Origin of the sequence: Paraburkholderia sp. J10-1 (assembly GCF_905220165.1) — a bacterium.
Taxonomy (GTDB): domain Bacteria; phylum Pseudomonadota; class Gammaproteobacteria; order Burkholderiales; family Burkholderiaceae; genus Paraburkholderia.
Map to the genome: position 1 here is coordinate 357478 of NZ_CAJMYW010000005.1, position 12537 is coordinate 370014.

Genomic DNA, 12537 nt, shown 5'->3' on the forward strand with positions numbered 1-12537 from the left:
TGGGTTTGTCCTCAGCCTTCGGCGTGAGCAGGCGTGCCCGTTTCTGCTGTTGCCTGTTCGCGGTCGACAAAATCAATCGTGAGATTTCCGTCGGTCGAACTGGACAGCACGATCTTCGCCGGAACTGTGGCGCTGGCCATGCGGGTGAGGAGTTCACGGGAAACCGATGGCAAGATGCGCTGGTTCAGGAACGCGTCCACATTGCGCGCGCCAGAATGGCGTTCGAGACATAGCTGCGCCATCGTGTCAATCAGCGTGTCGTCGCAGACGAGTTCGACCGCATGCTGTCTGCGAAGACGCTCGTCGACCTTTGCCAGTTTCAGCCGCACGATCGTGGCGAGTGCGTGCACGTCGAGGGGGCGATACACCAGGGTCTGGAAACGCGCGAGAAGGGCCGGCTGAAAGTGTGCGAGAAGTTGTGGCCGGATCGCGTCGAGCAGGGCCGCGTGTGCAATCTGCGGTGTATCCAGCACAGCTTCGTCGATCTGTTCACTGCCCAGGTTGGAGGTCATGAGGATCACGCAGTTGCTGAAGTCGATTTCACGGCCTTCGCCGTCTCGCATGGTCCCGCGGTCGAACACCTGGTAGAAGATATCCAGCACGTCGCGGTGGGCTTTTTCAACTTCATCGAGCAGCACGACGCTGTAAGGGCGCTGGCGCACCGCCTCGGTCAGGATGCCACCGCGGCCATAGCCGACGTAGCCTGGAGGCGAGCCCTTGAGTTGCGATACCGTGTGCGATTCCTGGTACTCCGACATGTTGATTGTCGTGAGTGCAGCCTCGCCCCCGAAGAGCAGGTCCGTGAGCGCGAGGGCGGTCTCCGTCTTGCCGACGCCCGACGGACCCGCGAGCAGGAATACGCCGAGTGGCGCGTGTTCGTTCTTGAGACCTGCTTTCGCCGTGCGCAGACTCTCCGCGAGCGCAGCAAGCGCCTCGTCCTGCGCGACGACCCGTTTCGCGAGCTGGGTCTCCAGCGCGAGCAGGCCCTGCAACTCGTCTTCGAGGAGATTGCCAACCGGTACGCCGGTCCATTCAGCCACCACGCGCGCGATCGCCTGAGCGTCCACATCGGCAAAGATCAACGGTGCTTTGCCCTGCGCTTGTGCGAGCGCTTCGCGCGTTTCGACAAGTGAAGCGTTGCTGCCGGCAGCCCCAGCGCCGCGTTGTTCGAGCAGCGCCTGTACGAGGCCGAGTTCCTGTCCGTAACGCTTCTGCAGCGTTTCCATGTGGGCGTTCGCATCGATGAGGGCAACATCGAGTGAAGCACCTCGCCCTGGTGCGCTTTCGATGCCGGCGCGCGCGTCGTCTTCGAGGGTGGCTAATTCCAGCTTCAGCGCGGCCACCGCGGCGTGGGCGCGTTGCAATTCCGCCGGCGGCGATTCGAGACCCATTCGCACGCGCGCGGCCGCCGTGTCGATAAGGTCAACCGCCTTGTCTGGTAACTGCCGTGCAGGAATGTAGCGGCGGGATAGCTTGACCGCGGCCACCAGCGCCTCGTCGCGGATGTGGACATTGTGGTACGTCGCGTAGCGATCCTTGAGACCGCGCAGCATCAGGCAGGCTGCCGCGTCATTGGGCTCGCCGACCTTGATCATCTGGAAGCGACGCTCGAGCGCGGCATCGCGCTCGAAGTATTCTTTGTACTCCGACCACGTCGTGGCTGCGATCGTGCGCAGCCCGCCGCGTGCCAATGCCGGCTTGAGCAGATTGGCGGCGTCGGCGCCGCCAGCTGCATTGCCCGCGCCGATCAGGGTATGCGCCTCGTCGATAAAAAGCAAAATCGGCACGCTTGATGCCTGCACTTCGTCGATCACGTTCTTGAGGCGCTGCTCGAACTCGCCCTTTACGCCCGCGCCAGCCTGCAGCAGGCCCAGGTCGAGCGTGAGGATGCGCACATCGCGGATCACGTTGGGCACGGTGCCCTCGGCCACGCGCAGCGCAAGGCCTTCGACGAGCGCGGTCTTGCCCACGCCAGGTTCGCCTACAAGAATCGGGTTGTTCTTGCGGCGCCGCGCGAGCACGTCGACCATCTGCTGGATTTCGCGGTCGCGCCCGAACACCGGGTCGATCTTCCCATCGCGTGCCTTTTCCGTTATATCGATTGCAAAGCGTGCCAGGGCGTCGCCTTCTACGCTGCGCTTCGTAGCCTGCGCTGGTTTTGCTTCGGTAACCTTATTAGCCGAGCCGACCTGACTCGGGACAGCGGTTTGGTCAGAGGGAACTTCTGGCTCCGCCCGCTCGTTCTCGCAGGTTCGCAGCCCGAGACGGGGCAGCAGGCGCTCAATCTGTGCGGTGCTGACTGACAGCAACTGCCACGCATTGGTCGCGCGCAGGACATGGGGCGCCTCGACGATGGCCTGCAGGATATTGGCCGAACGGATGGTCGTCTCGCCTCTGTCGGCCAGATTCAACGCGTTGGACCATGCATATTGAAGCACGGCGGCGAGGTGCGGAGAGAGGCTGGGGCGGCCACGCAGGTTGCGTGGTGTGTGGTCGATTGCCTTGAGCAGTGCTTCCCATACGGCGTCGATATTCAGTTCATAGTGGTTCATGATCGCCGGGATATCGCCGTCCCCGGCCTCGATCAGCTTGAGCAGCCAGTGTTCGACCGTAATCTCGTCTGCGAGCCGTGTCTGGCACAGGCTTGCCGCGGCCTCGAGCGTGTTTGCGCAGTGGGGATTGAGCCGCTGCAGAAGCTGGCTGGCGTCGCGAAAGTAGGAGTTTCGGTCGTGGTGCACGGTCATGGTCGAGCTGTTGGTACATCGGAAGAAGGGGCGCGCCAACTGAAAGCGGTCGCCCCTTGCGGGAAAAAACCAGTCTGCCCGAGGGCAGACTGGTAAAAGGAGGCCGTCCATGCGTGGCAGGCCTCCAGACTACCGTTGGATCAGGAACGCTCGTTCCAGGTATCCGAATGGATAATGTTGCCGTCCTTGTACGACCAGGTGATCTTTTCGTAGCGCAGCTCGACTTCCTCCAGATGGTTGTGCTTCTCGAAGTCAGGCACCTTGATGTCGAGCATCTTCGGACGCACGGCGACGACCTTCACGTTCTCGAGTTTCGTGTTGAAGTACTCTTTTTCCTTGCCCGCGTCATCGATCTTGTACCACTTGATCTCCGCCGACTTCAGCGTCTGGCCGCTGGTGACGGCTTTGTAGAGGTACGGCGTCGACGCGTCGGTTTCCTTGATCAGCGTGATCGGCGCGTGAACGCGCGTGCCTGTCAGCTTGCCGGTGTTGCCATCGGTCGGAATATGCAGGCTGTGATCGAACTGCGTGATTTCGATACTGCCCTCGCGGCCTTGGACGGTCACCGAACCCTTGATGTCCGCACCACCATCGTCCTTGAGCCACATGTATGACGGAATTGCCATTTACCACTCCCTTCTTCTTTGCTGCGACATTCGCCCGGAATCAGTGATCGGGCTTCAACATCCCGAAGCCTGCGCTTCGGGGGCTAAAAAGAACTACCCCGGTGTGTTTGCCGAACGAACCTGTGGCGCGGCCGCAGCTGTTGCCGGGTGGGCGGCGATATCGTCCGGAACGAGTGTGATCTCGACCCGGCGGTTGCGGGCGCGTCCCTCTGGTGTGTTGTTGTCCGCGACCGGACGGGTATCGCCATAGCCCTGGATGGCGAACTGGGTGGCGGGAATGCCCGACGCATCGACGAGCCAGTCGCGCACGGCGCCTGCGCGCGCAACGGACAGCGCCAGATTGCCGCGTGGGTCGCCGACGATGTCAGTGTGACCAGCCACGAGAATGCGCTTGCCAGGATTCGCGCGGATCATCTCGACGGCGCCGACCATGACCCTGTTCGAGCCGTCCCTGAGCTGCGCCTTGCCGCTGTCGAAGAGCGACATGCTGTCGAGGGACACGATGGTGGGCGGCGGCGGAGGCGGCACGTACGAGGCGATAGCGTCGTCGAGCGGCGGGATCAAACCCGCGCCGTGGTACATCCCAAATGACAGGTTCAACGGCACACCAGTCCGGGCATAACGGTCGAGCTGATCGCGATCGGCCACGAGCGATTGCAGGGCGTCGCGCCGTGGTGCGTCGTGCGCCGCAGGTATCGAGCGAAAGCGTGCGAGGTCTGCGCCGATCCTCGTGAGGAGTGCTTCGTTATTCTTCGCGGCGCCCCAGAATGCAATGCCCGCCGCGCAAGTGAGGAGTGTGAGCGCATGAGCGAAGGCGCTCATCCAGGGCGAGACCCACCGGGGAGCAGGCAGTGCCTCGATCAGCGGTTGCGGCAGGGGCCATGGCGTTGGGGAGGCGACGACTTCAGCAGGGGCGATCGTCGTACGCTGTTCGACTTCGCGCTCCCAGAGGCACGCTGGCCCGCTAGCCGGTCCGCAGTCGATCCAGCCCGCACCATATAGCGGCCACGGGGCGGCGGGCTGTTGTCGGTCCGCGAGCGTCCCCAATACGACACGCTGCGTCCAATTGATGAGGGAATCAAGGCCGGCTGAGCGTGCAACTAACGTGGCGGCCTCACGCCTGCTGGCGGCAGTTTCAATCGCCTCCCCGGCGGCACGCACAGCCACCTCGAAATTCCACGAGCCGGTGTGTGGCGCGCTTGTCGTTACGCCGTGCCATTGCGCGGCGACAGGGCCGTCAACACGCGTACCGTCTACGGCGGCATGCGTGCCTCTCGTCAGACGCTGATAGATCGACACATAGGCTGGCAGACGCGTGCCGAGCATGCGGCAGGCGTCGGCTACTGACTGGCGCGCCAGACGCAGTTTCTGTGTGAGTGCGTCCGTGTTGGGATGTATTGCGGGAGCAATACTCAGCACAACGCCATCGGGCGAGCGACCGTCGCGCCAGTGCCGCACCGCAATGGCGAGGCGCGGGAGATCGCGCGGGTCGTCGACACGCAGCCAGATTGCACCGTCGCCAATCCAGACGAGGCGCGAGGTGCCGTCACGGTCAAACAGCGCAGGCAGCGCGTCACCCGTGAGCATGACAAGCGGCATGCCGGTGTGTAGCCCGTCAGGGATGGCGGTCATCGCTGCACCAAGGGCGGCCAGAACCTGCGCATTCTGCCGGCGTGCCAGTGCGAGTTGACGGGTGCGCCACACGAAAAGGCCAATCGCCACGGCAATGGCAACGGTCGTGAGCGCCCAGGCGGTAGCGCGCGCGAGCGGCAGCACGAGCCAGATCAGCGAGAGCGCGAGAATGACGGCGAGCAGGACATTGAGGCGAAGCGGGTACGTGCGCCCGTGGGCGCGTCCCTCGCTTCCTTTGAGCGGGGCAGACTTCACGGACGCGACTTCCCCGAAAGAAGATGGGCAAGCTGCATGTCAAGGCCCCCATGCCATACGAGCCACAGCAATGCTGCCACTACGCAGCAGATGCCGAGGACCGCCCACGATGACAGCCTGTAGAGCCAGTCCGAAGGACGGCGCACGGTGTGATCTGTGGTGAAGGAGGGGGTAGCCGCTGCCCGCGATTTGTTGATTCGCGTAATCAGTGTGCTGGTCAGTTCATCGAGCCTGGCCCCGCCGTCGAGCGCGTAGCGACCGGTAAAGCCCATGCCGAGCACGCTTGAGTAGCATTCGAGCAGATCGACGTTGGCAACAGGGTCCCGCAGGCGCTTCTCAAGGCGCTCGAACACACGCTCGCCCGCGTCATGCATGTCAAAGAATTCGACCTGCAGGGGGCGCAGCTCCCACGTGGCACGGTCATTGCCGTCGAGGTGACGCAGGGCGACTTCGTCAAGCAGGCCGCATTGCGCGATTCTCGCATCCATGCACACGTCGTCCGGGTAGCCCCGTTGATGGAGCCCGTCAGCAAAGTCGTGGATGAGTTCGCGGCAACGCTTCTGCATGCTCCCGGCCGTTTGGGCGATCCCGCCTTCGGCAACCGAGGTCACGAGCAAGGCTGTGTTGCGCAACAGATCGCGGATACCGCTGACAGGGGGCTCGCCGGGTGCCGCGACGACGTCCCTCGAACGGCCCGTCTGCAATGCAGGCTCCGTGCGGTTGAAATTTCGCCTGAAATTGAGACCGATCATGAGCGCAGCACCGCGTAAAGTTCAAGCGTGGCGTCGGGTATCGACGAGGGCAGATAGACTTGGGCGGCACGTGCCGCGAGCATGCGCGCATGGGCAGCGCTACCTGCATCCAGTGCAAAGTATTGGTTGTCCAGCCGCACAGGAATCGCGGCCGGCACACGCTGCACCGCCTTCAGTGGAATGCCAGGCAGCGCTGCGTTGACGATCTGTCCGACGTCGTCTGGTGCGCCGATCTTGCAAAGTTTGGGTACCAGTTCGACGAGATCGAAGGCGGTAGACGAAGCGTGCACGGACAGATACCAGTCGACGGCGCCGTCGAGCAGACGTTCGTCGAGAATCTGCGCCGCCCATGTGGTCGGCGTTTTACTCACAAGGCCAATTGCCACCACGCGCGACGGAATGATGGCGTCCAGCAGATCCCGGACCATTGATTCGAGCTTAGTGAATACCTCGTCAGCGCGCACGTGATCGTAGACGGGAATGTCCGTGAGCAGCGCCGTTGTGGAGAAAGTCGCGAGCGCGCTGACAAGCCGTGCGAGCGTCAGATATAGCTGCTCGGGTGTCCGGGTGAGATTCGTCGCGTAGTGACGTAGCTCCGGCCATGCACTATGGATGCAGTGCAGTAACCAGAATAGCTGCACATCCGCAACACCATATTCGGTCACTTCGCCAACGCGTTCGCTACGACGAGCGCCAAGCGCTGCACTTTTCGCGAGCAGGATGTCTTCGAGACGATTGATACGCGCGGCATGCAACGGATGCGCCGCGAGTGTCAGGCAGGCTGGCACAAACTTCTCGTCGACGCGAAACTGACCGCTTGCTGTACGCGTGATGCGGGCAACCGCGCAGACCGTGTCATCGGCGTGCTCCTCGAAATCAAACAACAGCCGTACGGCCAACCGCTCGGCAGAGATTTCGGCTTCGCTCGCCCCGTTCAGGTCGTTGACCTTCGCGTACTCCCGATATGACCTCCGCGGGCGCGCGAGCGGCGTCTCATCCATGCGGCAGTTGTTGCCATTGGCGTCCGCGAGTGCAAGAGCCGCGTAGATGACCATGCTCTGCCGGTCTGCGATCAGTGCCTGGTTGAGATCACGCGCGGGCGGCAATGCGTCAGCGAGCGACGTGTCGATCGGTGTGCCGTCAGGAAAGCGAAGTTTCAGGGTGACGAGCTTCAGGCGTCCCGTCTCGAGTGCCTCGTCGTCGATCGAGACGGCAAGCGTGCCCCAGGCATAGGCCAGAGCGGCCGTCGCGATCTGCTGCATCGCGAACCCCGTATAGCGATCCTGCTGCTGGAAATGTTGCTGGGAAAGGATCAGCCCTTCGTGCCACAGCGGTTTGTCGATTCGCATGGGTGAGGTGGTCTTTGCTGTTGTTGATCTGCGGGCTTTTTGTGGGGGGCAGGCGTCGCTTCGGACGTATCGCACATCCCGGTGCCGTCCCGATTCGAACGCATCGCGCTGCATGATGCCACCGGTGAACCCGCTTCTGGTTGATATGGACTACTTAGTGACTATGATTGTGAGGAGATGATGAAAAGGATCTTTCGAGAAACTGAAATGCATTTGTTTCGTTATTTGAGATGGATCAAAAGCATATAGTGCTCGGCGAGATGGGAAGCAAGGCAGACATCTATACCAAAATAAAATCAATCAGATTGATCGGCATGCCGAAAATCAAAATGCATAGAGAGAAAATTTATTAGCTGACATCATGGATGGGGTGTGTTTTTTCGAATGATTCCTCGAATTGACAGCTGCCGGTTTGAACTATTAAATGGCTGCCGCATGAGGCCGCAGCGAAAACTGGAGTAGGTGTCTCGAGGTAACTTGTCCTGAATTGGATAAATCCGAAATATGGGCCACTGCCATGAGAATCTGGGGATTTCTGCGGGAATTAATCGAATATATTCGTGGAGCCCAAATTGGACAGCTTTCAAAGAGAAATCCCAAAATCACGGGTCTCAATTACGCTTGACCTCCATACCGGGGGCGCTCAAAAGAAAGTCGAACTGCCGCTCAAGCTGCTGGTTGCCGGCGACTTCAGCGCTGGACGCGAACAGGCAGCCCTTGCCGCACGCAAGAAAGTCAGCATCGACAAAAACAATTTCGATGCGGTGCTCGCTGACTATGCGCCCGACCTGCGACTGGAAGCGGAGAACACGCTTGCCGCCGATGGCACCGAGTTGCCAGTGAATCTCTCGTTCCGTTCGATGAAGGACTTCGAACCCGAGCACGTTGCCCGCCAGATTCCCGAGTTGCGTGCGCTGCTCGCGATGCGCAATCTGCTGCGCGATCTCAAGTCGAACCTGCTCGATAACGGGACGTTCCGCCGCGAATTCGAAAAGGTCCTGAAGGACAAGGGCCTGTCTGACAAGCTGCGTGGCGAGCTCGCGCAGATCGCCACGGCAGCCACCCAGCCGGAAGGTCATGCCTGAACGGGGCAAGGCCCGCCAGGCCTTCACCGCATTCCGAACTTACGTAGTCGCACGAACCACACGAAAGCAGAAAGGTAAGGACATGAAACAGAATGAATCCCGCCAGGGTGCGACAGAGACCGTCGTGCATGACGCCCCGGCAGCGGCCGCCGACAGCGTGTACGCGGCGCTGTGCAGCAAGATCAATCTCAAGCCGGTTGCTCAGGCGCGTCCGCTCGAAGCGTTCCGTGACAGCGACATGCTTTCCGAGGCATCGGCCGACGAGCGCATCGCGCGCGGCATGGGCGCGTTTCTCGAACTGGTCTCGAAGTCGAGCCAGCCTGTTGACCGTCTCGACAAGTCGCTGCTCGATTTCCACATTGGTCAGATCGACCGGCAGATCAGCCGGCAGCTCGATGCGGTCATGCACAACCCGCAGTTCCAGGCGCTCGAAGGTCGTTGGCGTGGCCTGAAGATGCTCGTCTCGCGCACGGACTTCCGCAAGAACGCGAGGATCGAGGTGCTCGACGTCTCGAAGGATGCACTACAGCGTGACTTCGAAGACACACCGGAGGTCATCCAGAGCGGCCTTTACCGCCATACGTATATCGACGAATACGATACCCCCGGTGGCCAGCCCGTCAGCGCGATGATCAGCGACTACGAGTTCGAGAACTCGCCGCAGGATATCGCCCTGCTGCGCAACATCTCGAAGGTGGCCGCGGCGGCCCATATGCCGTTCATTGGTTCGGTGGGCGCAGCGTTCTTCGGCAAGAAGTCGATGGACGAGGTGGCCGCCATCCAGGATATCGGCAACTACTTCGACCGTGCCGAGTATCTGAAGTGGAAGGGCTTCCGCGACACGGACGATGCACGGTATGTGGGCCTCACGATGCCGCGCGTGCTGGGTCGCCTGCCTTATGGCAAGGACACCACGCCGGTGCGCGCATTTAATTACGAGGAGGCCGTCAAGGGCCCGGATCACGACCGGTATCTGTGGGTCAATGCGTCGTTCGCATTCGCGACCAACATGGTGCGCAGCTTCGTGAACAACGGATGGTGCGTGCAGATCCGCGGCCCGCAGGCCGGCGGCAAGGTCGACGATCTCCCCGTGCACCTCTACGACCTCGGTACCGGCATCCAGCCGAAGATTCCGACGGAAGTGCTGATTCCCGAGACGCGCGAGTTCGAGTTCGCGAACCTGGGCTTCATCCCGCTCTCGTTCTACAAGAACCACGACTTCGCTTGTTTCTTCTCGGCGAACTCGACGCAAAAGCCGGCGCTGTACGAGACGAAGGAAGCCACGGCTAACAGCCGCATCAATGCGCGTCTGCCGTACATCTTCCTGCTTTCGCGCATCGCTCACTACCTGAAGCTGATCCAGCGCGAGAACATCGGCACGACCAAGGACCGGCGTCTGCTTGAGCTCGAGCTCAACAACTGGATCAAGGGGCTTGTGACCGAGATGAAGGATCCGGGCGATGAACTGCAGGCCTCGCATCCGCTGCGGGACGCCAAGGTGACGGTTGAAGACATCGAGGACAACCCGGGCTTCTTCCGAATCAAGCTCTTCATCATCCCGCACTTCCAGGTGGAAGGCATGGATATCGGGCTCTCGCTTGTGTCGCAGATGCCGAAGGCGAAGAGCTGAACGTCGCCAGGCGTCAGCCGCGGTAACAGGGGAAGCCGGAGCGTCCACCCGGGCGCTCCGGCGTTGGCTTATCCAGATCCTTCCAGTTGAGGCGCAGTCGCAGCATGTCGAACGACCAGTACCTGCAGGCTTATCAGTTGATCGTGGCGCCCCAGCCAGCGCCGTTCTCGGTGCAGGAATTCGAGGGGAGCGACGGCATCAGCGAGCTCTACCAGTACGATGTCCGCTTCACGAGCCCGGTGGCGGCCATACCGATGGATCAGGTGCTAGGGCGTCCCGCGAAGTTCGTGGTGACCCCGGTCGACCCGAACATGGACGGCCTGCGAAAGATGTTCGGCGAGAACGCGGCGCAGTTCAGCAAGGCGCCTGCGCCCTATAGCGTGTACGGCATCATCACTCGTTTCGAGGAGCTGGGTACGTCGGCGGACCAGACGCTCTACCGGGCGGTGCTGGAGCCGAAGATGGCCGATCTGGCCAGAGGCGTGACGAGTCGGTTGTTCCAGAAGCAGTCGGCCGAAGAGATCATTACCGACACGCTGCGCCACTATGAATATCGTGCGGGTGTGGATTTCGAATTCAATCTGCGCGGCAAGTACAAGCGCCACGAGTACATTACCCAGTATCACGAAACGACGTTCGCCTTCATCCAGCGCCTGTGCGCCGAGGAGGGGATATGGTTTCGCTGGGAACAGAAGAAGGATCGCGCGGTGCTCGTCTTTGGTGACGACCTTGACGCGTATTCGCGCAAGCAGCGCGTGGTACCCCTACGGTCGGACTCCGGGCTCGAGAGTTCGGGCGCCGAAGCGATCAAGACACTCGAGCGGCGTACACGGCGGGTGCCGGAGTCGGTACAGCTGAAGGACTATAACCACCGTCAGGCCGATGTCTCGCTGCTGGTGGACGCCAATGCAGCGCCCAACGACGCGACGACCAATGCGGTCGACTACCACTGGGGCGAGCACTACGAGACGCCTGCTGAGGGCCGTCAGATCGCGCGCCTGCGCCATGAGGCGTGGCTCGCCACGCAGATCACGTATCACGGAACCGGCAATCCGTTCTGGCTCGAAGCGGGTGAGGTGATGCGCATCGACCCGGAGCCCGTCGACGCACCGTACGGGATCTTCGTGACGTCGGTGACATTCTCCGGTGGCCGTAGCAAGCCATTCTGGATCACGTTCGAGGGCATTCCCGCTGACCGGGTGTGGCGTACGTCGCTCTCGTCGGTCGCACAGCCACGCATCGAGGGTATCCTCCCGGCGCGCGTGACGTCGCCTGGGAATTACAAATATGCATATCTGACAGAGCAGGGCTGGTACGTTGTCATCCTGCCGTTCGACCTGGACACGTGGAGTCCGGGTGGTACAAGCCGTCCGGTGCGGCTGGCCAAACCCTACAGCGGCGACAACTACGGCCACCACTTCCCGCTCATCGATCCGGTGGAAGTGGGTCTCATCTTCACGGCGGGCGATCCAAACCGGCCGGTGATCATGGGTGCGATGCACGACAGCTCGCATCCGGACCTCGTCAACAACCTGAACAACACCCGCAACCTGATCCGCACCGCTGCGCAGAACGAACTGCGCATGGAGGACAAGGAAGGTATCGAGCACATCCACCTGACCACACCGTTCCAGACGAGCGAGCTGAACCTGGGGCATATGGTGGATGGGGACCGCAAGGAGCGGGGACAGGGCGCTGAACTGCGTTCGGACGAACGGGTGGCAGTGCGGGGCGCAAAAGGCGTCCTTATCTCCGCGGAGGCGCAACCGGCGGCAGCCGGTCAGCAGCTTGCTATGCAGGATGCGGACGCGACCTTCAGGCAATCCGAGGATATTCTCAAGTCTCTTAATGACAGCGCGGAGGCAGCGAAAGCAATCCTCGCTGAAATCGACTGGCAACGAACGCTTGTCGAAGAGAATCTCACTAATCTCAAGAAGTCGGTGATAGTCGCTAGTGCCCCTGACGGCGTGGGCATTTCCAGTGGGGCTCATTTCCAGATTTCCGCACGCAAGCAGCTTTTCGCCACAGCTGGCGCGGGGATGGATATCGGCATTATGAAGCGTATCGCTATTGCAGCTGGTGAAGCGATTTCGATCTTCTCCGCGAGACTCGGCATTCGAATCTTCAGCGCGAAAGGCAAGATTCAGATTCAGTCACAGGGAGACGCAATGGAGGTCATGTCCATGCAAGACATGAATGTAAGTTCGTCAAACGGTCAGACTGTCATCACTGGCAGCAAGGGCGTCACCATCGGCGATGGATCTGGTGCTTACATCAAGCTCGCCGGCGGGAAGATCACGCTTGCCAGTCCCGCCGGCGAAATCGAGCTTAAGGGCAATTTGACGGTCAACGGCGCCGAAGGCGGCAATTTCAGCTTCCCTTCCTGGACCGCGACGCCTGTCAAAGACGTTAAGGGCCTTTTGAATTTCGGATTTTCTGAGTAAAGGCAATCATGGCGCACCCT

General features: G+C 61.3%; 8 protein-coding genes. 3 read left to right on the forward strand and 5 right to left on the reverse strand.

Going from position 1 to position 12537, the window contains the following annotated elements; translation table 11 throughout:
* Positions 1-11: 11 nt before the first annotated feature.
* From tssH to tssK, 5 genes are all read right to left on the reverse strand, one after another.
* Positions 12-2744, reverse strand: coding sequence for a type VI secretion system ATPase TssH (tssH, locus tag U5A65_RS19030; RefSeq protein ID WP_321947026.1), 2733 nt, complete (start codon positions 2742-2744; stop codon positions 12-14).
* Positions 2745-2884: 140 nt separating this feature from the next.
* Positions 2885-3370: an Hcp family type VI secretion system effector gene (locus tag U5A65_RS19035; RefSeq protein ID WP_321946968.1), complete on the reverse strand. Its 486-nt coding sequence runs from the start codon at positions 3368-3370 to the stop codon at positions 2885-2887.
* Positions 3371-3463: 93 nt separating this feature from the next.
* Positions 3464-5257 (reverse strand): OmpA family protein, encoded by a 1794-nt coding sequence (locus tag U5A65_RS19040; RefSeq protein ID WP_321946969.1) that lies wholly within the window; start codon positions 5255-5257, stop codon positions 3464-3466.
* Positions 5254-6009, reverse strand: a complete 756-nt coding sequence (locus U5A65_RS19045) for a DotU family type IV/VI secretion system protein (protein ID WP_321946970.1) — start codon at positions 6007-6009, stop codon at positions 5254-5256. The genes U5A65_RS19040 and U5A65_RS19045 overlap by 4 nt, the downstream gene beginning before the upstream one ends.
* A complete protein-coding gene (gene tssK / locus U5A65_RS19050) occupies positions 6006-7358 on the reverse strand; it encodes a type VI secretion system baseplate subunit TssK (protein WP_321946971.1) in 1353 nt (450 codons plus the stop codon). The genes U5A65_RS19045 and tssK overlap by 4 nt, the downstream gene beginning before the upstream one ends.
* A 572-nt stretch (positions 7359-7930) precedes the next feature.
* On the opposite strand from tssK, the gene tssB reads away from it, so the two are divergent.
* The 3 genes from tssB (at position 7931) to U5A65_RS19065 (ending at position 12517) form a co-directional block, all read left to right on the forward strand.
* On the forward strand, positions 7931-8443 hold the full coding sequence (gene tssB, locus U5A65_RS19055) for a type VI secretion system contractile sheath small subunit (protein WP_321946972.1): 513 nt from the start codon (positions 7931-7933) through the stop codon (positions 8441-8443).
* An 82-nt stretch (positions 8444-8525) separates the two neighbouring features.
* Positions 8526-10073: a type VI secretion system contractile sheath large subunit gene (tssC, locus tag U5A65_RS19060; RefSeq protein WP_321946973.1), complete on the forward strand. Its 1548-nt coding sequence runs from the start codon at positions 8526-8528 to the stop codon at positions 10071-10073.
* Between the two features lie 104 nt (positions 10074-10177).
* Positions 10178-12517 (forward strand): type VI secretion system tip protein VgrG, encoded by a 2340-nt coding sequence (locus U5A65_RS19065; RefSeq protein WP_321946974.1) that lies wholly within the window; start codon positions 10178-10180, stop codon positions 12515-12517.
* The last annotated feature ends 20 nt before the right edge of the window (positions 12518-12537 follow it).